This is a genomic window from Kaistia granuli DSM 23481 (genome assembly GCF_000380505.1).
GTDB lineage: Bacteria > Pseudomonadota > Alphaproteobacteria > Rhizobiales > Kaistiaceae > Kaistia > Kaistia granuli.
On the sequence record NZ_AQYH01000001.1, the window covers coordinates 60,337 to 82,754 of the forward strand.

The 22,418-nt window shown below is 66.1% G+C and carries 20 protein-coding genes; 9 read left to right on the forward strand and 11 right to left on the reverse strand.

What is annotated here, in order from left to right:
• The first annotated feature begins 104 nt into the window (after positions 1-104).
• From edd to G342_RS0100295, 7 genes are all read left to right on the forward strand, one after another.
• Positions 105-1,919: a phosphogluconate dehydratase gene (edd, locus tag G342_RS0100265; RefSeq protein ID WP_018181088.1), complete on the forward strand. Its 1,815-nt coding sequence runs from the start codon at positions 105-107 to the stop codon at positions 1,917-1,919.
• A gap of 307 nt (positions 1,920-2,226) precedes the next feature.
• A complete protein-coding gene (gene cysG, locus G342_RS0100270; protein ID WP_018181089.1) occupies positions 2,227-3,666 on the forward strand; it encodes a siroheme synthase CysG in 1,440 nt (479 codons plus the stop codon).
• A gap of 10 nt (positions 3,667-3,676) precedes the next feature.
• Entirely contained in the window at positions 3,677-4,000 is a 324-nt protein-coding gene (locus G342_RS0100275) for a DUF2849 domain-containing protein (RefSeq protein WP_018181090.1), read from the forward strand.
• Entirely contained in the window at positions 4,000-5,658 is a 1,659-nt protein-coding gene (locus G342_RS0100280) for a nitrite/sulfite reductase (RefSeq protein WP_018181091.1), read from the forward strand. The genes G342_RS0100275 and G342_RS0100280 overlap by 1 nt, the downstream gene beginning before the upstream one ends.
• Complete coding sequence (locus G342_RS0100285) at positions 5,645-6,397, forward strand: phosphoadenylyl-sulfate reductase (protein ID WP_018181092.1); 753 nt, start codon at positions 5,645-5,647, stop codon at positions 6,395-6,397. Before G342_RS0100280 ends, G342_RS0100285 begins: the two co-directional genes overlap by 14 nt.
• Before the next feature lies 1 nt (position 6,398).
• The gene (locus tag G342_RS0100290; RefSeq protein ID WP_018181093.1) at positions 6,399-6,920 is read left to right on the forward strand and encodes a DUF934 domain-containing protein; all 522 of its coding nucleotides are present in this window, start codon (positions 6,399-6,401) and stop codon (positions 6,918-6,920) included.
• Positions 6,921-6,930: 10 nt separating this feature from the next.
• The gene (locus G342_RS0100295; protein ID WP_018181094.1) at positions 6,931-7,263 is read left to right on the forward strand and encodes a 2Fe-2S iron-sulfur cluster-binding protein; all 333 of its coding nucleotides are present in this window, start codon (positions 6,931-6,933) and stop codon (positions 7,261-7,263) included.
• A 19-nt stretch (positions 7,264-7,282) separates the two neighbouring features.
• On the opposite strand, the gene G342_RS0100300 is transcribed toward G342_RS0100295, so the two are convergent.
• The 5 genes from G342_RS0100300 to G342_RS0100320 all read right to left on the reverse strand — a co-directional run bounded on the left by G342_RS0100300 (position 7,283) and on the right by G342_RS0100320 (position 12,385).
• Entirely contained in the window at positions 7,283-8,419 is a 1,137-nt protein-coding gene (locus G342_RS0100300) for an ABC transporter permease (RefSeq protein WP_018181095.1), read from the reverse strand.
• Complete coding sequence (locus G342_RS0100305) at positions 8,416-9,396, reverse strand: ABC transporter ATP-binding protein (RefSeq protein WP_018181096.1); 981 nt, start codon at positions 9,394-9,396, stop codon at positions 8,416-8,418. Before G342_RS0100305 ends, G342_RS0100300 begins: the two co-directional genes overlap by 4 nt.
• A 7-nt stretch (positions 9,397-9,403) precedes the next feature.
• Positions 9,404-10,360 carry an HlyD family secretion protein gene (locus tag G342_RS0100310; RefSeq protein ID WP_018181097.1) on the reverse strand — a complete coding sequence of 319 codons (957 nt, stop codon included), beginning with the start codon at positions 10,358-10,360 and terminating at the stop codon, positions 9,404-9,406.
• A 1-nt stretch (position 10,361) separates the two neighbouring features.
• Positions 10,362-11,117, reverse strand: a complete 756-nt coding sequence (locus tag G342_RS22750) for a CerR family C-terminal domain-containing protein (RefSeq protein WP_018181098.1) — start codon at positions 11,115-11,117, stop codon at positions 10,362-10,364.
• Positions 11,118-11,425: 308 nt separating this feature from the next.
• A complete protein-coding gene (locus G342_RS0100320; RefSeq protein ID WP_018181099.1) occupies positions 11,426-12,385 on the reverse strand; it encodes an NAD-dependent epimerase/dehydratase family protein in 960 nt (319 codons plus the stop codon).
• Between the two features lie 157 nt (positions 12,386-12,542).
• On the opposite strand from G342_RS0100320, the gene G342_RS0100325 reads away from it, so the two are divergent.
• On the forward strand, positions 12,543-13,613 hold the full coding sequence (locus G342_RS0100325; RefSeq protein ID WP_018181100.1) for an NAD(P)H-dependent flavin oxidoreductase: 1,071 nt from the start codon (positions 12,543-12,545) through the stop codon (positions 13,611-13,613).
• 219 nt (positions 13,614-13,832) lie between these two features.
• On the opposite strand, the gene G342_RS0100330 is transcribed toward G342_RS0100325, so the two are convergent.
• The 6 genes from G342_RS0100330 to G342_RS0100355 all read right to left on the reverse strand — a co-directional run bounded on the left by G342_RS0100330 (position 13,833) and on the right by G342_RS0100355 (position 21,057).
• A complete protein-coding gene (locus G342_RS0100330) occupies positions 13,833-14,615 on the reverse strand; it encodes an ATP-binding cassette domain-containing protein (RefSeq protein WP_018181101.1) in 783 nt (260 codons plus the stop codon).
• A gap of 3 nt (positions 14,616-14,618) precedes the next feature.
• A complete protein-coding gene (locus tag G342_RS0100335; RefSeq protein WP_026303968.1) occupies positions 14,619-15,605 on the reverse strand; it encodes an ABC transporter permease in 987 nt (328 codons plus the stop codon).
• A 114-nt stretch (positions 15,606-15,719) separates the two neighbouring features.
• The gene (locus tag G342_RS0100340; protein ID WP_026303969.1) at positions 15,720-16,652 is read right to left on the reverse strand and encodes a substrate-binding domain-containing protein; all 933 of its coding nucleotides are present in this window, start codon (positions 16,650-16,652) and stop codon (positions 15,720-15,722) included.
• Between the two features lie 230 nt (positions 16,653-16,882).
• Complete coding sequence (locus tag G342_RS0100345) at positions 16,883-18,160, reverse strand: NAD(P)/FAD-dependent oxidoreductase (protein ID WP_018181104.1); 1,278 nt, start codon at positions 18,158-18,160, stop codon at positions 16,883-16,885.
• Positions 18,161-18,194: 34 nt separating this feature from the next.
• Positions 18,195-19,574, reverse strand: a complete 1,380-nt coding sequence (locus G342_RS0100350; RefSeq protein WP_018181105.1) for an aspartate aminotransferase family protein — start codon at positions 19,572-19,574, stop codon at positions 18,195-18,197.
• 82 nt (positions 19,575-19,656) lie between these two features.
• A complete protein-coding gene (locus G342_RS0100355; RefSeq protein ID WP_018181106.1) occupies positions 19,657-21,057 on the reverse strand; it encodes a glutamine synthetase family protein in 1,401 nt (466 codons plus the stop codon).
• 249 nt (positions 21,058-21,306) lie between these two features.
• On the opposite strand from G342_RS0100355, the gene G342_RS0100360 reads away from it, so the two are divergent.
• Positions 21,307-22,368 (forward strand): polyamine ABC transporter substrate-binding protein, encoded by a 1,062-nt coding sequence (locus G342_RS0100360; RefSeq protein WP_018181107.1) that lies wholly within the window; start codon positions 21,307-21,309, stop codon positions 22,366-22,368.
• Positions 22,369-22,418: the final 50 nt, after the last annotated feature.

Sequence of the window (22,418 nt, forward strand, 5' to 3'; positions counted from 1 at the left end):
AAAACCCTCTCCCGTCCACGGGAGGGCGTGGGAGAGGGGTTCGAAGAGGGCAGGCGCCATCCTGCTTCTCCCGCAGGTTACGGTTGCCCAGGAGACACCACGTCATGTCCATCCATCCGAAGATCCTCGAAGTGACGGATCGGATCCGGGCTCGCAGCGAGAAATCGCGCGGCCTCTATCTCGATCGTCTCGCCGCTTCCCGCGACGCTGGCCCCCGCCGCGCGGCGCTCGCCTGCGGCAACCAGGCCCACGGCTTCGCCGCCTGCGGCCCGGCCGACAAGGCGGCCCTGAAGGGCGACGTGGTGCCCAATCTCGGCATCATCACCGCCTATAACGACATGCTGTCCGCCCACCAGCCCTACGAGACCTATCCGGAGCTCATCCGCCAGGCAGCGCGCGAGGTCGGCGGCGTGGCACAGGTCGCCGGTGGCGTGCCGGCGATGTGCGACGGCGTTACCCAGGGCCAGACCGGCATGGAGCTGTCGCTGTTCTCGCGCGACGCCATTGCCATGTCGGCGGCGATCGGCCTGTCGCACAACACCTTCGATGCCGCCGTCTTCCTCGGTATCTGCGACAAGATCGTGCCCGGCCTGCTGATCGCGGCGCTGACCTTCGGCCATCTGCCGGCCGTCTTCATCCCGGCCGGCCCGATGACCTCCGGCCTGCCGAACGACGAGAAGGCCCGCATCCGCCAGCTCTTCGCCGAGGGCAAGGCGAGCCGCGCCGATCTCCTGGAAGCCGAGAGCGCCTCCTATCACGGCCCCGGAACCTGCACGTTCTACGGCACCGCCAACACCAACCAGATGCTGATGGAGATCATGGGCCTGCACCTGCCGGGCTCGTCCTTCGTCAATCCGAACACGCCTTTGCGTGAGGCGCTGACCCGCGCCGCCGCCAAGCGGGCGCTCGCCATTACGGCGCTCGGCAACGAGTTTACGCCGATCGGCGAGATCATCGACGAGAAGGCCGTGGTGAACGGCGTCGTCGGCCTCAACGCCACCGGCGGTTCGACCAACCACACGCTGCACCTCGTCGCCATGGCGAAGGCGGCAGGCATCCAGCTGACCTGGGACGATTTCTCGGACATTTCCGATGTCGTGCCGCTCCTGACCCGCGTCTATCCGAACGGCATCGCCGATGTGAACCATTTCCATGCCGCCGGCGGCATGGGTTTCCTCATCCGCCAGCTGCTGCAGGCGGGCCTGCTGCACGAGGACGTCTCCACCGTCTGGGGCACGGGCCTTTCCGGCTATACGGTCGAGCCGAAACTCGGCGAGGACGGCGCCGTGCACTGGCATGAGGCGGCGAACGAGAGCCTCGACGAGAAGGTCCTGGCGCCGGTGGAAAAAGCGTTCCAGCCGACCGGTGGCCTCAAGCTGCTCTCCGGCAATCTCGGTCGCGCCGTCATCAAGGTTTCGGCGGTGAAGGCCGAACGCCACGTCGTCGAGGCGCCGGCGCGCGTGTTCCACACCCAGGACGCGCTGATCGCCGCGTTCAAGGCCGGCGAGCTGACGGAAGATTTCATCGCCGTCATCCGCTTCCAGGGTCCCCGGGCCAACGGCATGCCGGAACTGCACAAGCTGACGCCGACACTCGCCGTGCTGCAGGACCGCGGCCTCAAGGTGGCGCTCGTCACCGACGGGCGCATGTCGGGCGCGTCGGGTAAGGTTCCGGCCGCCATCCATGTCACGCCGGAAGCGGCGGCGGGCGGCGCCATCGGCAAGGTGCGCGACGGTGACCGGATCCGTGTCGACGCGGTCAACGGCACGCTCGAAGTGCTGGTTGACGCGGCGACCTTCGCCGCCCGGCCGCTCGTCGAGGAAGACCTCTCCGGCAATGAGTTCGGTCTCGGCCGCGAGTTGTTCGCGATGTTCCGCGCGAGTGCCGCCCCGGCCGAGCTGGGCGCGGGCGTTTTCTAGGCGCGCCGTCAATATCACGATAAATACGATATAATAGGTCGTGTATTACCTGTTCTTCTTGGTCTCGCCGGCGGCGAGGCCAAGAAGAGGGTGATCAAGGCTCGCCCAAACATCGGGATGCAACGAACAGGCGTACGGGCAATACGCAGCTTCGTCACGTTCGTCGCCCTGCGTGGAATGTTTTTCCATGCCTCTTCGCGAGATTGGAACGGCCGACGTCGTACGAGGCCGGTTAAGTCTCTAGAAAGTCTGCAATCGTTCCAGACTTCGCACGGTCCTTTTTTTGATCGTGCCCGAGGAGAGACGGATGGCCCCGGCCACACGCAGCGCGCATCGCAAGCTTGGCACGTTTCCCGCCTTCCACAGGGTAGAGGGGCGAAAGGTCGTGATCGTCGGCGGTGGCGACGAAGCTGCCGCGAAAATCCGGCTGCTGGCCGAGACCAGCGCCGCACTCGTCGTCTTCGCTTCCGATCTGGAGCCGGAGGCGCGCCGGGATCTCGACGCGGCCGGCGCGACGCTGCAAGCCCGTTTCCCTGTCGTGGCCGACCTCGCCGACGCCGCGCTCGTTTTCGCCGCGACGGGTGACCTGGATGCCGACCGCGCCGTGCGTGATCTCGCCAAGGCCGCCGGCGTGCCGATCAATGTCGTCGACCGCCCCGATCTCTGCGATTTCTTCACCCCGGCGCTGGTCAATCGCGCCCCGCTATCGATCGCGATCTCGACCGAGGGTGCTGCGCCGGTGCTTGCCCGCCATGTCCGCGCTCGCATCGAGGCGATGTTCGCCCCTCGTCTCGGCGATCTCGCCGATTTGGCCGAGCGGCTCAGGGCGCAGGTCGCCGCCAAGATCGGCAAGGGCGAGGCGCGCCGCTTCTGGGCGCATTTCTTCACCGGGCCAACCGCCGCCAAGGTGCTCGCCGGCCAGATCGAGGAAGGCGAGATCGACGCGGTCGCTGCGATCGACCGCGCCGCCGAGACATCGCGCGTCGCCAGCGTCGGCCATGTCAGCCTGGTCGGCGCCGGTCCGGGCGCGGAGGATCTCCTGACGCTGCGCGCCCAGCGCCTGCTGCAGGAAGCCGACGTGATCGTCTATGACAAGCTGGTGCCGGAAGCGATCGTCGCCATGGGCCGTCGCGACGCACTGCGTATCTATGTCGGCAAGGCCAAGGGCGCGCACGCGGCGAGCCAGGACGAGATCAACGCCATCCTGGTCCGCGAAGCGCAGGATGGCCGCCGCGTCGTCCGCCTGAAATCCGGCGATCCGCTGATCTTCGGCCGGGCCGGCGAGGAAATGGCGACGTTGCGTGCTGCTGGTGTGCCGTTCGACATCGTGCCCGGCATCACCGCCGCGATCGCTGCCGCTGCCGAGAACGAGATCCCGCTGACCTTGCGCGACGTCGCCTCGACGTTGGTCGTCGCCACCGGCCACGACATGCGCGGCGACACGCTGCCGGATTGGGCGGGCCTGGCGCTCTCCGGCGCGACGGTCGCCGTCTATATGGGCCGCAGCGTCGCCACCAAGGTCGCGGGTCGGCTGATCGACAACGGCCTGGCGCCGTCGACGCCGGTCGCCGTCATCGAGAACGCCTCGCGTGCCGATCGCCGCGCCTTTGCCGGCCGGCTCGACGAACTGGCTGAAATCGCCGACCGGCCCGAACTCGACGGCCCGGTCGTCATCATTGTCGGCCGCGTGGTCGCCGAAAGCGCGCTCGGCGTCTCGCCGCTGCCGCTCATGGCCATGGCGGCGTGAGGGAATTGCAATGACCGACAAGCTCATCACGGCGAACCATCTCGGCGACGGGCTCGTCGTTTTCCTGACCGCCGAGGGCGGCTGGTCCTACCAGCTCGCCGACGCGCGCGTCATTCCGGATGCCGAGCTCGAGGACGCTCTGCGTCACGCCAAGGCGCAGCACGAGGCGCAGATCGTCGTTGATCCCTACGAGATCGAGGCGACGGTCGAGGCTGGCGTCCCCGTGCCGGTCCGCCTGCGCGAAAAGATCCGGGCCGCCGGCGGCCCGACCGTGACCTATGGCGTGGCCGAGATCGCCGAGCGCGCCGCCCTTCGAAGTATGCAGGTTGAGTGATGTATCGCTACGACGAGTTCGACCATGAGTTCGTGACCGCCCGCGTCGCCCAGTTCCGCGACCAGGTCGGCCGCCGTGTCTCCGGCGAGTTGACGGAAGACCAGTTCAAGCCGCTGCGGCTGATGAACGGCGTCTATCTGCAGCTGCACGCCTACATGCTGCGCGTCGCCGTGCCCTATGGCACGCTGAACAGCGCGCAGATGCGGATGCTGGCGCATGTGGCGCGGAAGTATGATCGCGGCTACGGCCATTTCACCACGCGTCAGAACATCCAGTTCAACTGGCCGAAGCTTTCCGAAATTCCCGACGCGCTGGCCGAGCTCGCCTCGGTCGAGATGCACGCGATCCAGACCTCGGGCAATTGCATCCGCAACGTGACGGCGGACCATTTCGCCGGCGCCGCCGAGGACGAGGTCGCCGATCCGCGCCCCTATGCCGAAATCCTGCGGCAATGGTCGTCGCTGCATCCGGAGTTCGTCTTCCTGCCGAGGAAGTTCAAGGTCGCCGTCACCGGCGCCGAGCGCGACCGCGCCGCGATCCAGGTGCACGACATCGGGCTGCATCTGAAGAAGGATGCCGCGGGCCGGCTCGGTTTCGCCGTCTATATCGGCGGCGGTCAGGGCCGCACGCCGATGATCGCCAAGAAGATTCGCGACTTCCTCCCCGAGGAGGACTTGCTCTCCTATTCGGAGGCGATCCTGCGCGTCTACAATCTGAACGGCCGTCGCGACAACAAGTACAAGGCCCGCATCAAGATCCTGGTGCACGAGACGGGCGCCGACGAGATCTCGCGCCAGGTCGAAGAGGAGTGGGAGCGCATTCGCCACGGCGCGCTCAAGCTGCCGCAGGGCGAGGTCGAGCGCATCCGCGAATATTTCGCGGCGCCCGATACGCTGCAGCCGCTGCCGCCCAGCCCGGCGCTGGCGGTCGAGCGGGCCAAGGATCCGGAATTCGACGCCTGGGTCCAGCGCAATACGCATCCGCACCGCGTTCCGGGCCATGTCTCGGTGACGATATCGCTGAAGCCGATCGGCGGCACGCCGGGCGACGCCACGGCCGAGCAGATGGACCTCGTGGCAGACCTCGCCGAGCGTCTCGCCTTCGACGAGATCCGCGTCAGCCACGAGCAGAACCTGATCCTGCCGCATGTAGCCAAGAGCGACCTAAGGGCGATCTATGACGAATTGCTGGTGTCGGGCCTCGCCACCGCCAATGCCGGCCTCGTCACCGACATCATCGCCTGCCCGGGCCTCGACTATTGCGCGCTCGCCAATGCCCGCTCGATTCCGGTCGCGCAGCGCATCTCGCAGCGCTTCGGCGACATCGCCCGCCAACGCGACATCGGCGATCTGAAGATCAAGATCTCCGGCTGCATCAACGCCTGCGGCCATCACCATGTCGGCCATATCGGCATCTTGGGCGTCGAGAAGAAGGGCGAGGAATTCTACCAGATCTCGCTCGGCGGCTCCGGCGACGAGAACTCGTCAATCGGCGAGATCATCGGCCGCGGCTTCTCCACCGACGAAATCGTCGATGCCGTCGAGACGCTGGTCGATACCTACATTTCCCGCCGTGAGACCCCTGACGAAACCTTCCTTGCCGCCTATCGCCGCCTTGGCCAGGCACCCTTCAAGGAAGCTCTCTATGGCACGGCTTGACCCGGTCGCCTTCGGCTTCGACCACGAAAGCGCCGGCCTGCAGGAGGCGGCGGTTCTCAATGCCCGCTTCGCCGGACTGCCGGCCCGCGAGCTGGTGCGGCGCGCGCTGACCGAGATCTTTCCCGGCCGGATCGCGCTGGTATCAAGCTTCGGCGCTGAATCGGCGGTGCTGCTGCATCTCGTCGCCTCGATCGACCGCACCATCCCGGTCGTGTTCATGGATACGCTGCGTCTGTTTCCAGAAACACTCGCTTATCGCGATGCGCTGGCCGATCGCCTCGGCCTGACCGATCTGCGCACGATCCAGCCGGATGCCGAGAAGCTCGCCGCCGCCGATCCGCACAAGGCGCTCTGGATGACGGATGCCGACGCGTGCTGCCGCATCCGCAAGACGGAGCCGTTGGCCCGCGCCATGGAGGGCTTCGACGCCTGGTTCACCGGCCGCAAGCGCTTTCAGGCGTCGACCCGGGCGGCGATCCAGTCCTTCGAGCAGGATGGGGTCCGCATCAAGGTCAATCCGCTCGCCACCTGGTCGGTCGACGACCTCAAGGCCTATGTGGTTGAGCATGATCTGCCGCCGCACCCTCTGGTCGCCGCCGGCTATCCCTCGATCGGCTGCGTGCCCTGCACATCCAAGGTGAAGCCGGGCGAGGATGCCCGGGCCGGCCGCTGGCGAGGTCTGGACAAGACCGAATGCGGCATCCATCTAGGTCTCGAGAACGACGGAAGCGGCATCTGACATGAGCCTCTGGAAAAATGGATCCTTTGTCGACGACGCCTTCCGGCGGGTGGCCGACGACGAGCCGATCGCCGACACGGATGCCGTGATCGTCAGCCTCGCGCGTTTCCGCGCCGAGCGCGACGTTCTGGTCGCTCGCAACGCGCCGCTCGGCGTGGTGATCGAGCCGGGCGCCGACTGGTCGGACATCGTCGCTGATTTGCCGCGCCTCGCCGTGGTGGCCGCGGACCTGCCGAAGTTCGCCGATGGCCGCGCTTTTTCGATCGGCCGGCTGTTGCGCGACCGGGACGGATTTCAGGGCGAGCTGCGCGCCGTCGGCGCCTTTTTCCTCGACCAGATCCCCTTCCTGAAGCGGGTCGGCTTCGACGCCTTTTCGACGGACGATCCGCTTGTGCTAAAGGGTTTGCGGGATGGTCGCTGGCCGGAAGTGACCGAATATTTGCAGCCCGTCGCCGACAATGGCGAAGTGCCGGCCGGAACGCGCCCCTGGGCGCGGCGGCCGACGGCAAGGCCGGTTGAATAGGGATAGCGTCATGAAGATCTTCGTCACGGACCATGCCGGCGAGGAGCACGAGCTCGAAGCCCTCGAGGGCTGGCGGGTGATGGAAGTCATTCGCGACTGGAATGTCGGCATCAAGGCCGAATGCGGCGGCGCCTGCGCCTGCGCCACCTGTCATGTCTATGTCGATGCCGACTGGATCGACCGGCTGATCCCGATGACGGATGAAGAGGAAGAGCGGCTCGACGACGCCATGGCCGTCAAGTCGAACTCGCGCCTGTCCTGCCAGCTGCTGATGTCCGACGAGCTCGACGGTCTCCGGCTGCGCCTCGCCCCCGGCAGCGAGCCGGAAGAACTGGCGGCCTGAGGCCGGCGGCCCAGCCCCGTCAGTCGAGCGTCCGACGATAGCGGAACAGCGCCAGCGTGCCTACCGCCAGCCAGAAGGCGACGAGCGGCCAGATCTCGCCGACGAGGTCGGCCGGGCCGCTACCCTTCAGCATGATGCCGCGCACGGAGCGGATGTAATGCGTGATCGGCAGGGCGCTGCCGATCACCTGCGCCCAGTCCGGCATGCCGCGGAACGGGAACATGAAGCCTGACAGCAGGATCGACGGCAGGAACCAGAAGAAGGTCATCTGCATCGCCTGCATCTGGTTGCGGGCGATCGTCGAGAACGTATAGCCGAGCGTCACGTTGCAGCCGATGAACAGGAAGGTAACGCCGAGCAGCACGGCGAACGATCCCATCATCGGCACATGGAACAGGATCTGCGCGCAGACGAGGATGACGGCGACCTGCACGAGACCGAAGCCGATGTAGGGCACGATCTTGCCGATCATGATCTCGAACGGCGTCGCCGGCATCGCCATCAGGTTTTCCATCGTGCCGCGCTCGATCTCGCGCGTGAGCGCCAAGGCCGTCATCAGGATGGTCGTCATGGTCAGGATGGTGCCGAGCAGGCCCGGCACGATGTTGTAGGCGGTGATGCCCTCCGGATTGTAGCGGCGCTGGATCACCAGCTCGACGGCGGCCGGGACGCTCTGCTGGGTCGTCAGCGGCCCTGTGAGTTCGCGCTTCAGCGCGCTCGCCAGGATCTGGGGCAGGGCGCCCAGCGCGTTGGTGGTGGCAGCGGGATCGGTGGCGTCGGCCTCAACGAGCAGTTGCGGCCGCGTGCCGCGCACCAGATCGCGCTCGAAGCCGGCCGGCACGGTGACGACATAGCTCGCCGAACCGTCGATCAGAGCCTCGTTCGCCTCTGCCTCGCTGGCGAGCCCCGGGGCGATCTGGAAATAGCCGGAAGCCTCCATCGCCGCGACGATGGCGCGCGAGGCGGGCCCGCTGTCGGCGGCGACGATCAGCGTCGGCAGCCGCTTCGGGTCGAGATTGATCGCATAGCCGAACAGCACCAGCTGGATGATCGGAATGCCGATGATCATGGCGAAGGTCAGCCGGTCGCGCCGCATCTGGATGAATTCCTTCACCATCAGCGCCGCGACGCGGGAGAGCGAGAAGCCGGCGCTCATGGTGACGCTTCACCCTTGGCTTTGCCATTCCCCGGCTGGTCGGCGGCCTGTGCGGTCTGCATCAGACGGATGAACACGTCCTCCAGGCTGGTCTCGCCTGCCGTCGCGACGGCGTCCGATCCGGACGCGGCCAGCGCCGCCTCGACCGCCGTCTTCAGCAGGGCCGGGTCGGGGCCGACGACATGCAGGTCATTGCCGAACGGCGCCACCTGCTCGACGCCCGGCTGGTCGCGCACCGCCTTGGCGATGGCGCCGACATCGCGACCGCTGACGATCATGGTGGAGAGGCTGGAGCTTTGGATCACCTCGTCGACCGTGCCGCGGGCGACGATCTTGCCATAGGCGATGTAGATGATGCGGTGGCAGCGCTCGGCCTCGTCCATGTAGTGGGTCGAGACCAGCACGGTCAGGCCGTCGGTGGCGAGATCATGGATCTCGTCCCAGAACTCGCGCCGCGCCTGCGGGTCGACGCCGGCGGTCGGTTCGTCGAGGAGCAGCAGCTTCGGCTGGTGCATGACCGAGGCGGCGAGCGCCAGCCGCTGTTTCCAGCCGCCCGACAGCGCACCGGCCAGCTGGTCACGGCGCTGATAGAGGCCGAGCCGCTCGAGCGTGCGCTTCACCACCGCCACCCGGTCGGGCAGGTCATAGATCCGTGCCACGAAGTCGAGGTTCTCGCGGATCGTCAGGTCTTCATAGTAGGAAAAGCGCTGAGTCATGTAGCCGACCTGGCGCTTGATCCGGTCGGCATCCCTCAGGATGTCAAGGCCGAGGCAGGTGCCGCTGCCGCCATCGGGCCGGAGCAGGCCGCAGATCATCCGGATGGTCGTGGTCTTGCCGGAGCCGTTGGGGCCGAGGAAGCCGACGATCTCGCCGCGCCTCACGTCAAGCGAGACGTCATCGACGACGGTCTTGTCGCCGAAGCGCTTGGTCAGGCCGTGAATGTCGATGACGACGTTTTCGGGCCTGCCATCCGCCATTTCCGCGCTACTCCGCCCCGAGCCGGACGTCGACGGGCTGGCCCGGATCGAGCCTCGCGGCCTCGCCCTCCGGCCGCGCCTCGACGCGATAGACCAGCTTGGCGCGGCTTTCTTTCGAATAGATCACCGGCGGCGTGAATTCGGCTTCGGTGGCGATGCTGGCGACCGTTGCCGCCAGGCCGGCGGCACAGCTGTCGCAGGCGATGCCGACGCGCTGACCGGGGCGGACGGTCGAGCGGGTCGCCTCCGGCACGAAGAACAGGATTTTTCGCGCGCCGTCCGGAAGCAGGGAGACGACCGCCTGGCCCGCGGGGACTACTTCGCCCACCTGGTAGAAGACTTCCTCGATCCGGCCGCCGGCGCTGGCGGACTGGGTCCGACGCGCCAGCTTCGTCTCGGCCGATCGGACAGCGGCCGCGAGCGCCTCGACCTGCTGTTCGGCGGCGGCGATCTGGTCCGGCCGCGCCGCCAGATTGGCGACAGCGCGGTTTTCCTGCGCCGCCCGGACGCGGGCTGCGGCCGAATCGAGATCCGCCTTTGACTGGTCGAGCGTGGCGATGGCGACGACGGCGCGGGTGGAAAGGTCGCGATTGCGATCATAGGTCTTCTGCGCCACGGTCAGCGACGCCTCGGCGTCGGCCAGCTGCGCATCCAGCACGCGGATTTCCTCGGGTCGCTTGCCGGTCTGGAGATCGGCGAGGCTTGCCTTGCCCTGCTCCAGTTGCGCCCTTGCCTCGGCCAGCGCCGCCTGCTCGTCGCGGTCGTCGAGCGTGAAGAGCAGGGCACCTGCCGTGACCGGATCGCCGCGCTTGACCGAAAGCCCTGTCAGCCGGCCGCCACTCTCGGCACCGGCCAACACATAGTCGGCATCGACATAGCCGTGCAACACCGCCGCGTCGCCACCCTTGCCGCATCCGGCCAGCAGCAACAACGCGACGATCGGAAACGCCCGGCCGGCCGTCATGTCATCCCTCGCGCTGCAGCGTCTCTCCGACCAGATTGTCGATATTGCCGGCAACGATCCGCCGGATCTCCTCGTGGTCCGCTTCGACCAGCGTATCCCGTCCGAGCTTTTTCACCACCATCGGGCGAGCGACGCAGAAGATGACGAACTGGCCGCTGATCGCGAAGGCGCGCAACGAAGCTTCCTCCGAGCGCGGATCGAGCCCGAGCAAAATGGCGACCAGGTGCGTAGTCGTGGCCTGGCCCCGCATCATGTAGTCATAGATGACGTCGAAGGCGGAGGACGGTTCCATCTGCTCGCGCATGATGAAGCGGCCCCAGAGCTCGGCCTCGGCCTCGCCCAGCATCGAGCTGATATTGGCATCGACGATCTGCTGGAGCAGGCGGCGGGCGGTCGGGCGATCGACATCGCCTTCCAGCGCCTTGGCCGCCAGATCGATGCTGCCGCTCATCCGCGACGACATCTGCTCGACAACATATTCGGCGACGGCGCGATGCAGCGCATCCTTGCTGCCGAAGTGATAGACGATGGCAGCGAGATTGGCTTCGGCCCGCTTGGCGATGTCACGCGTCGCCGCGCCTTCGAAGCCGTAGCGGCCGAACACATCGAGCGCGGCGAGTAGCAGCTTCTGCCGCGTTTCGGCGCCACGATCCTGGCGGGCGCGACGGTAATGCCGGGATGCGGGCAGTTGCGACGTCTCGACGGCGATGGCGTCGTCGAAGGAGGCAGCCTCCAGGTTCGGTTGCTCAAGGTTCATTGTGTCCGCCATCCTGTCGTCATGCGTTTCACTCCCCGGCCTCCACGCGGCAAGATTGTTCAAAGTCGCGACGGCGTCAATCGAATGACTGAATTTATGCAGGACTAAAATTCTTCGTAGGGCACTTGCGCTGCGTTCCTTGAATCCCCAAGCGAATCTGCCTCTTCGGGGTAGGGCTGTCTCGCAGTCGTCGCCCTTCTGGTCGATATGTTGACCTTATGGTGTGTTGAATCAACTATTTAGCGCATGCGCTGATGCTTAGCCGGCATACAAAATGCCAGCTGAGCCATCTGTAATGCACTTTCCGGTCATCCGGTGGTGACGATGCCCTGTTCGATCAGCCAGTCGAGCGAATCGCGCACGGCTTCGAACGAGCTGAAGCGCGGCTGGTAGCCGAGGTGGTGGCGGGCCTTGTCGATCGAGCAGCTGGGGCTATGGGCGATGTGGTCGTAGGTCTGTTCGACGATCTCCGCGCTGTGCTGCAGCTTCCATTCCTCCCAGGGCAGATAGGCGAGGTTCGCCTCGTGGCCGAACCAGGAGGAGACTGTCTCCGCATAGCCGCGCAGCGTCACGGCCTGGGGCGAGACGGTATGGAAGGCTTCGCCGACCGCCTGGCTCCAATGGGCGATCGCCTTCATGAACATCTGCGCCACGTCGTCGGCGTGGACGTGATGCACCGTCTCCAGGCCGAAATTCGGCAGCAGGAGTTGGTCGCCCCGCGCCAGCGCGGAAAAGACCGCCGGGTCGAAATGGCCGGCGGGATTGAGCGGCGCCCAGCCGCGGCCGACGATATGGCCGGGATGCACGATGGTCACCGGAAAGCCGTTCCGCTGCGCCTCCTGCAGCAGATAGGCTTCGATTTCCGCCTTCTGCGTCCCATAGTCGCCGAACGGGCGGCGCTTCGCCGTCTCCGTGGTCGGCACGCTGACACTGGGTCCGTGCACCCAGATCGTGCCGGTATGCAGGAAATGCTGTACGCGCCCCCGGAGCGCGTCGGCGAGCAGCTCCGCGCTTCGCATGGTGAAGCAGATCATGTCGATGACGATGTCGGGCTTCAGGTCGGCGATCGTCGCGCCGAAGGTTCCCGCCCGGTCCAGGGCTTCGCGATCGATCGTGACCGTCTCGACCTGCTGCCACGCCGCATGCGGCTGATAGGGCGCGCGGGCGCCGCGGGTCACGTTCACCACCTCGAAACCGGCCTCGACTAGCCTCGGCACCAGATAGGTACCGACATGGCCGCTGCCTCCGATCACCACCACGCGCGTCATCGTCATTTCCCCCGAATTGCTTTGCGCCGATGTTAGCGCAAGCGCCCGGCCAAACCAGAGTAGCGGTGGATTTCGAGTGACCTTCGAGCATGTTTCTGGTCCGCGACCCGATGCTATGCTTCCTTGTTGGCACCGCGGGCTCTGGAGAGAACACGTCATGACGAACTGGCCGGATCGCCGCATCCTCGATCTGTTCGGGATCCTGCATCCCATTCTGCTGGCGCCGATGGCCGGCTTCGGAACGCCGGCGCTGGCGATCACGGTGGCCGAAGCCGGCGGCCTCGCCGCGCTGGCCTCGGCCACGATCACGCCGGAGCAGGCGGGACAGGACCTCGCCAGCTTTCGCGCGGCGACGAAAAAACCGGTCAATCTCAACTTCTTCTGCCACCAGCCGCCGGTCGCCGATCCCGCCCGCGAGGCGGCCTGGCGGGCGCGGCTCGCGCCCTATTATCGGGAGCTCGGCCTCGATCCGGCGATGCCGGTCGCCCCGTCGAACCGCGAGCCGTTCAACGACGCGTTCTGCGCGGTGGTGGAGGCGCATCGTCCGGAGATCGTCAGCTTCCATTTCGGCCTGCCGGAACGGCGGCTGCTCGACCGTGTCAAGGCGACCGGCGCCAGGGTGATCGCCTCGGCCACGACGGTGCCGGAAGCGCGCCGGCTGGAGGGGGAGGGGTGCGATGCGATCATCGCCCAGGGGGCGGAGGCGGGCGGCCATCGCGGCATGTTCCTGACCTCGGACATCTCCGGCCAGATCGGTACTTTCGCGCTGGTGCCGCAGGTGGTGGACGCCGTCGGTCTGCCGGTGATCGCGGCGGGCGGGATCGCCGATGCGCGCGGCGTCGTCGCCGCCCTGGCACTCGGCGCCTCGGCCGTGCAGATCGGCACCGCCTTCCTGCTGTCGCCCGAGGCCAGGATTGCACCGCAGCATCGCCGCGCACTCGAGACCGCCGAGGCCGACGAGACGGCGATCACCAATGTCTTTACCGGCCGTCCGGCGCGGGGCGTCGTCAACCGGCTGATGCGCGAACTCGGACGGTTTTCCTCGGATGCCCCGCAATTCCCGCTGGCCGGCGGCGCTCTGGCGCCGCTGCGGGCCGAGACCGAACCGGTTGGATCGCGCGATTTCATGCCGCTCTGGTCAGGACAGGCGGCGCGGCTCGCCCGCCCCATGCCGGCGGGGGAACTGGTGCGAAAACTGGCGGCCGAGGCCCTAGCGAAGCTGGGGTGAGGCGGGAGAACTCTCACGCTTACCTGAGGGAGAGCTTGGGGACACAGCTCCCTCATGGCCGACATGCGAAGGGCCTGATCCAACAAAAGCGCCTGTCGCAACCTCGCCGTCGTCGCCGAGGAGGCGAGGGCCACGCCGCGCGACAAGCCCGACGAGGAACCTCTTCCCGAGCCCGTGGAGGCGGTCTTGACCCTGCCTCAGAGGGGAGGGGCCCAGACCTCAGTGCTCGTTGGCGCCGAGCGCGCGCTCCAGTTCTTCGTCCGACATGCCGGTGATGATGCGTTCGACATCCTCGACGCTGGACTGCTTCGGATTGATGTCGTCGGCGACGACACGGCCGCCGCGCATGACCACGATCCGGTCCACGACCTGGAACACGTGATGGATGTTATGCGCGATGAAGATGCAGGAATGTCCGGATTTGCGCGCATTGCGCACGAAGCGGAGCACGCCTTGGGTCTCGGCGACGCCGAGATTGTTGGTCGGCTCGTCGAGGATGATCAGGTCGCTCTCGAAATACATGGCTCGCGCGATCGCCACCGCCTGCCGCTCGCCGCCGGACAGCGAGCCGACCGGAGTCGAGGGCGGGATGTTCTTGCTGATGCCGACGCGTTTCAGCAGATCGCGGGTTACCGCATCCATTGCCGCATGATCGAGCCGGTTCAGGAAGCGCGGGCCTTTGACCGGCTCGCGCCCGAGGAACAGGTTGCGGGCGATCGACAGCTGCGTGACCAGCGCCGAGTCCTGGTAGATCGTCTCGATGCCGTTGGCGATGGCGTCCGTCGTCGAGCGGATGCTCACCTTCTGGCCGCGGACATAGATGTCGCCGCTGGTCGACGGAACGGCGCCGGACAGCACCTTGATCAGCGTCGACTTGCCGGCGCCATTGTCGCCGAGCAGGCCGACGATCTCGTTCTCCTGGACGGTGAAGTCGACGTCCTTGAGCGCCTGGATCCTGCCATAGGCCTTGGAAACGCGCTCCATGCGGATGAGGTCGGTCATGGATCAGGTTCCTGCGTGGTGGCGGCGCTCGAGGATGGAGTGCAGCGTCATCATGCCGAGGATGATCGCACCGATGAAGATGTTGTAAGCGAGGCCGGGCACGCCGATCAGGACGATGCCGTTGCGCATGACGCGCAGGATGAACACGCCGAGCACGGTGCCGATGATGGTGCCGCGACCGCCCATAAGCGCCGTGCCGCCGATCACCACCATGGCGATGACCTCCAGCTCATAGCCGGCGCCGCTGTTCGGATTGGCGGCGGAGGTGCGGATCGAGCTGATCACGCCGGCGAAGGACGCCATCGTCGCCGACAGCATGAACAGCGCCACCTTGGTACGGTTGACGTTGACGCCGCGCGCCCGCGCCGCGCCGGGATTACCACCGGTCGCCTGAATCCAGTTGCCGGCCTTGGTCTGTGTCAGCACGTAGCCGAGCACCAGTGCCACGCCGATGAACCAGAACAGCGACATGTAGATGCGGAAGGGTCCGACATAGAAATCGCCGACAAGCGCCTGGGCGAGCCAATGCTGGCCGGCGCTCCAGGTCCGCTGCGGGAAGCCATCGGAGATGAACAGCGCGACGCCGCGCACCACCAGCAGCATGCCGAGCGTGACGAGGAAGGAGGAGATCTTGATCCGCGTCACGAACAGGCCGTTGGCGAGCCCGATCAGCGCCGCCACGACGAGCGCGATCACGAAGGCGACCTCGAGGGACGTGATGCCGGAATTGAACAGGGTCCACATCAGCACCGGCGCAAAGCCGAAGACCGAGCCGACGGACAGGTCGAATTCGCCTGCCGTCATCAGCAGCGTCATGGCGAGCGCGATCAGGCCCAGTTCGACGGTGAAGGACAGCGTGTTGGAGATGTTGAGCGCCGAGAGAAAGTCCGGGTTGATCGACCAGAAGACCACGATTTCCGCGACCAGCAGGACGAGGGGACCGAACTCGGGCTTCGCGACGAAGCGCTGAATGAGCGAGCGTTGTTCCACGAGCAGACCGAAATGGCATGAGGACAGGCAGGCCGGCGCCGCGCGCATGGGCGGTCTCGCCGTCGATGGGTCGGACATCCGCGGCCAGGGCCGCGGATGTCCGCTCGGAAGGGCCTACTTGCCCGAGAGAATGTCGTCGTAGAGCTGGGCGGTGTCCTTCTCGTACAGGGCACCCGTGATGACGTTGAAGCCCGGCGGGATACCGCTCGCCGCCATGTTGGCCAGCGAAAGGGCGACATAGCTGGTCGCCTGCGGGTCCTGCCACTGGCCGGCATTGACGTAGCCGGTCAGGACTTCCTGGGTGGTGTCGAGCGAATTGCCCCAGCCGACGACCGGGATTTCACCCGGCTTGACGCCGACCTGGTCGAACACGCGCTTGATCGAGCCGGTGACGAGGTCGCCGAGACCGATGATCGCCGTGACCTTGGCGCGGTTGGCAGTGAGGTAGTCGACCATGCGGGTGATGACCTCGGCCTGGTCGAGCGTCGCCTCGGTCACCTCGTAGTTGATGCCGAGCGGCCCGAACACGCTCTTGATGCCTTCCTCTTCCTGCACCCCATAGGTGGCGCCCGGGATCTCGACCGGCATCCAGACGAAGTCGCCCTTCTTCACAAGGCCCTTGTCGACCAGGTACTGCGCCCAGGCGCGGCCGAACACGACGTTGTCGCCGCCGACATAGGCGTCGAAGCTGGCCGACGGATCGGGCGTGTTGAAGTTGATGATCGGGATCTTCGCCGCATTGGCTTCCTTCGCCACCTCGACGAGGCTGCCCGGGTCGGGGCTGGTCGTCACGATGCCATCCGCCTTGGCCGCGATCGCCGCGCGCACAGCTTCCTGGTGCGAGGCGACATTGCCCTGGTGGAAGGAGGTGTTGACCGTGTTGCCGGTATCCTTCGCCCATTGCTGCGCGCCGGCGAGGAAGTAGGTCCAGACCGGATCGGCCGACGTGCCGTGCGAGATCCAGTAGAACGTCTTGGCCTGTGCCACCGCGGGAATTGCTAGCGCTAGCATTGCGCCTGACAGAAGTATCGCAAGCTTCTTGAACATGAGTCCTCCCAATGGATCTTGTCGCCCCATGACCACGGCTATCCTGCCGTTCCGCCGCCTGTGAGCGGCGCGCAGGTCGCCCGGTCGGAGGTGTCTTCCGATCCGTCGCGGCTGCGGTCCGACCGGAGAGTGGCACAACCGGCCGCCGTGCTCAACTGGAACTGCGACAGATGGTCGCCGGTAGGACGCAAGGGAAGCGTCCAGAAAGGTCTTCGGGACGCGGCGTCATGTCAAAGCCGGTCGCGGAGCGCGTACCAGCTCATGCCGGCGACCAGCGCCGGCCAGCGCAACAGCTTGCCGCCCGGGAAGCGCGGGCAGGGCAGGGCGGCGAAGGCGTCGAGCTTCGCCGGGTCGCCGAGGATCGCGTCGGCGATGATCTTGCCGCCGAACGGCGCCAGCGCCACGCCCTGACCGGAATAGCCCGACGCCGCATAGACGCCGCTGCGGACTTTGCGCAGGAAGGGCAGCCGGTTGACCGTGACGGCCAGCGTGCCGCCCCAGGCATGGTCGATGCGGGCCTTGTCGAGCGCCGGATAGATCTTGACGAGATGGCGCCGCACGAAGGCGGCGACATCGGCCGGGTCCGAGCGCGTATAGGTCTCGCCGCCGCCGAACAGGATACGGCCGTCCGGGGTGGGGCGCCAGTAATAGACGACGAAGCGCGAATCCGAGACCGCCTCGCCGCCGGGGATCAGGCCACCCGGGCCGCCGGCGCCGATCGGCTCCGTCGTCAGGATGAAGTTCTTGATCGGCATGGCGCGGGTCTCGGTCTCCTGGTCGATGCCGTCGAGCAGGCCGTTGCCGGCCAGAATGACGATCTCGGCCTTGATCCGTCCGCGCAGCGTCTCGATCACAGGCGACTCGCCGTCGACGAGCTTCTTCGCCGCCGTCTGCTCATGGATGCGGGCGCCGGCTTTCGCCGCGGCCTTTGCCAGCCCTTGCGCGAATTTCAGCGGGTGCAGGTGGCCGGCCGTGCGGTCGAGCCGTCCGCCGAAATAGGCGTCGGAACCGATCATCGGCGCCAGCCGCCGGCGGTCGATCCATTCCGCTGGCGCGTATCCGTAGTCACGGTTCAGCTTGTCGACATAGTGCCGTTCCTCGTCGACGAGGCGCGCCTTGTGCACCGCCTCGATCAGGCCCGGCCGCCATTCGGCATCGATGCCGTGCTTCTCGGTCAGCTGGTGGACCAGCGTCTTCGCTTCCTCGGCTAGCTGCCAGAGATCGTGCGCGGCGGGCTTGCCGAGCCGCCGCTCCAGCCAGTCCTGGTCGCGGCGCTGGCCGGAATGCAACTGGCCACCATTGCGGCCCGACGCGCCCCAGCCGACCTTTTCCGCCTCGATCAACACGACGTCGATGCCCGCCTCGGCGAGATGCAAGGCCGCCGACAGCCCGGTATAGCCGCCGCCGATGATGGCGACATCGGCGCGCGTGTCGCCGTCGAGCGGCGCGAAGGCGAGCGCCTTGTCCGCCGTCTCGGCATACCAGGACGGGGCGTGGGGGTGGTTCATGCGCGTTGTCCGTCGGGCGGGGTTGCCGCCGCCATCATACCAGTCCCAGCCGCTTCAGTTCCGTCTGCGTGTCGTCCAGCGTCTTGCGCGCCGAGGCGATCAGGATCTCCGCCTCCTCGTGCGAGAGAGTGAGCGGCGGGGCGATGATCAGCGAATCCCGCACCGCCCGCATCACCAGACCGTTCCTGAGCGAGATGTCCCGCGCGATGGTGCCGACCTTGCCGGTATCCGCGAATTTCTGCGTTCGCGACGGCTTGCTGGGCACCAACTCCAAGGCGCCCATCAGCCCGGTCATGCGCGCTTCGCCGACCAACGGGTGATGGGCGAGCGTGAGCCAACGGCTCTGGAGATACGGGCCGATGTCGTCGCGCACCCGCTCGACCAGCTTCTCGTCTTCCAAAATCCTGAGGTTTTCCAGCGCCGCCGCGGCGGTGACGGGATGGGCGGAATAGGTGAAGCCGTGGTGGAATTCGCCCGCCGCGTAGAGGACATCCGCCACCTTGTCGGCGACCATGACGCCGCCAATCGGCAGGTAGCCGGAGGAGAGGCCCTTGGCGATCGGCATCAGGTCCGGCTCGATACCGAAGGTCTCGGAGCCGAACCAGTTGCCGGTGCGGCCGAAGCCGGTGATGACCTCGTCGGCGACCAGCAGGATCGCTCGCTCCGCGAGGATGCGCTTCACTTCCGGCCAGTAGGTTGCGGGCGGGATGATGACGCCGCCGGCGCCCTGGATCGGCTCGGCGACGAAGGCAGCGATCCTATCCTCGCCGATTTCGTCGATCGCCTTCTCCAGCTCGCGTGCGGCGAAGAGGCCGAATTCGTCGGGGCTCATCTCGCCGCCCTCGCCGAACCAATAGGGCTGGGCGATGTGGTGGATGCCGGGAATCGGCAGGCCGCCCTGGCTGTGGATCGACGTCATGCCGCCGAGGCTGCCGCCGCCCATCGTCGAGCCGTGATAGGCGTTGTGGCGGGCGATCAGCACCGTCTTGTCGGGCCTGCCGAGGCTCGCCCAGTAGTGGCGGACCATGCGGATCACCGTGTCGTTCGCCTCGGAGCCGGAGCCGACAAAGAAGACATGGTTGAACTGCGGCGGCGTGATCTGGGCGAGCTTCTCGCTGAGCGCGATCGCCGGCGGATGGGTCGATTTGAAGAAGGTGTTGTAGAAGGAGAGCTCGCTCATCTGCCGCTGCACGGCGTCGGCGATCTCCTTGCGGCCGTGGCCGATATTGACGCACCAGAGCCCGGCCATGCCGTCCAGGATGCGGTTGCCCTCGGAATCCCAGATCCAGGAGCCTTCGGCCCGCACGACGACGCGGCTGCCCTCGGCGTTCAAGCTCTTCATGTCGGAAAAGGCGTGGATGTGGTGCGCTGCGTCGCGGGCGCGGTAGTCGGCGGTGACGTTCGATTGCGTCATGTGGGTCGGTCCGGTTGCGGAAATCCCGATCCGTTGCCGGCAGCGGCCGGCAACGGCAGAGTCTGGGTTGGCGCGGGCGCCCTCAGACGTTCAGCAGCAGGAATTCGCGTTCCCACGGACTGATGACCTGCATGAAGGTCTCGTATTCGGCGCGCTTGATCGCGCCATAGGTGGCGACGAAGCGCTCGCCGAAGATCTCCGCCAGCTCTTCCTGCTCCTCGAACAGCGCCACCGCCTCGAGCAGACCACGCGGCAGGTCGATCTCGTCGGAATTGGCCGAACCGGTGACCGGGTCGCCGACCTTCAGTCCTTCCATCAGGCCGAGATAGCCGCAGGCGAGCGACGCGGCGATGGCGAGATAGGGGTTGGCGTCGGAGGAGGGAAGTCGGTTTTCGAGACGCCGTCCGGCCGGGTTGGAGTTCGGTACCCGCAGGCCGACGGTGCGGTTGTCGTAGCCCCATTGCGTGTTGACCGGCGCCGACGACGAGCGCACCAGGCGGCGGTAGGAATTCACATAGGGCGCCAGCATGCAGAGCACGGCCGGCAGATATTTCTGCGAGCCGCCGATGAAGGCGAAGAACTTCGAGGTCGGGTTGCCTTCCTCGTCGGAGAAGATGTTCTGCCCGGTCGCCACGTCGATGACGGACTGGTGGATGTGCATGGCCGAGCCCGGCTCGCGCGACATCGGCTTCGCCATGAAGGTGGCGTACATGTCGTGCCGCAGCGCCGCCTCGCGGATCGTGCGCTTGAACAGGAAGACCTGGTCGGCGAGTGCTAGGGGGTCGCCATGCAGGAGATTGATCTCCATCTGGGCCGCGCCTTCCTCGTGGATCAGCGTGTCGATCTCGAGGCCCTGGGCTTCGGAGAAATCGTAGATATCGTCGAACAAATCGTCGAATTCGTTGATCGCGGCGATCGAATAGGACTGCCGTGCCGCCTCGGGCCGGCCGGAGCGGCCGGTCGGCGGCTCGAGCTGGTAGTCCGGGTCGGTGTTCGGCTTGACCAGGTAGAATTCGAGCTCCGGCGCCACCACGGGCTGCCAGCCCTGATGGGCATAGAGCTCGACGATGCGGCGCAGCACCTGGCGCGGCGCCGTCTCGACCGAACGGCCGTCGCGATGATAACCGTCATGGATCACCTGCGCCGTCGGATCGGTCTCCCACGGCACGACACAGAGCGTCGACAGGTCCGGCTCGAACATCACGTCTTGATCGGCTGCGTCGCTCTGGAAGCGGTCATCGTCGTCCGGATAGTCGCCGGTGATGGTCTGGTTCAGGATCGAGCCCGGCATCGACATGGTCGGCCCGGCCAGGAACTTCTGCACCGGCATCATCTTGCCGCGGGCGACGCCGGCCTGATCCGGGACGACGCATTCGATGTCCTCGATGCCGCGCGCCTTGAGCCAGTCCCGTGCCTCGTCCAGCGATTTGACGCCGCGGACACTGCCATCGGCCGCCTTGGCGCCCTTCTTCCGTTTTGCCACGATATTCCCTCGGCTCTCATGCGACCGTCGATGGAGTGTCGCCACGGCTGAAGCTTAGTCAACTCGCCACGGTTTGACATGCGGCTTCAGGTCGTTGCGGACGGACGCGATAAACGGTTGAGGTAGCGGAAAAAGCCTTCTAACGTCTGAATCTTAGAATGGTTTTGTGGCCGGCTCGTTGGTGCTGCCCGGTCCGTCTTGGGGAAGTCAATGATCAAGCATGCCCTTAGTGGCGTCGCTCTTTCAGCGATGCTGGCAGTCGGAGTTTCAAACGTCGCGCAGGCCGCTGACAAGGAACTCCATATCTTCAACTGGTCCGACTATATCGACACGTCGATCATCGAGGATTTCACCAAGGAAACCGGCATCAAGGTCGTCTATGACGTCTACGATTCGATGGAAATCCTCGAAACGAAGATGCTGGCCGGCGGTTCGGGCTACGACATCGTCGTGCCGACCGATCGCAATCTGAAGCGCCTGATCGACGTCGGCGTTTTCCAGCCGCTCGACAAGTCGAAGATCCCGAACCTCTCCCACATGTGGGACGAGATCACGAACCGTCTCGCCACCTACGATCCCGGCAACGAGATCGCCGTGAACTACATGTGGGGCACGACGGGCACCGGCTATAATGTGAACAAGATCAAGGAGATCATGCCGGACGCGCCGGTCGACTCCATGGACATGTTCTTCAAGCCGGAAGTGGTGTCGAAGTTCAAGGATTGCGGCGTCTACATGCTGGATTCGCCGGATGACGTGATCCCGGCCGCCCTCAGCTATCTGGGCCTGCCACCGGATTCCAAGGATCCGGCCGAGATCGAGAAGGCAGGCGAGCTGCTGATGTCGATCCGTCCCTATATCCGCAAGTTCCATTCGTCGGAATTCATCCAGGGCCTCGCCAATGGCGATATCTGCCTGGCCTTCGGCTATTCCGGCGATGTCATCCAGGCCCGCGACCGCGCCGCGGAAGCCGACAACAAGGTCGAGATCGCCTATTCGATCCCCAAGGAAGGCGCGTTGCTCTGGATGGATTCGATGGCCATCCCGAAGGACGCCCCGAACCCCGAGGCGGCGCTCGCTTTCATCAACTACATCCAGAAGCCGGAAGTGATCGCCAAGGCGACGAACTACGTCTCCTATGCGAACGGCAACAAGGATTCCCAGGCCTTCATCAGCAAGGAGATCCTCGACGACAAGACGATCTACCCGGATGAAGCCGTGATGAAGAAGCTCTACACCACGACGCCGAACGACCCGAAGGTCCAGCGGGTGGTCACCCGGCTCTGGACCAAGATCAAGAGCGGCACCTGACCCAGTGGACAAAAGAGGCCCGGTCTAGTACCGGGCCTCTTCACGATAGG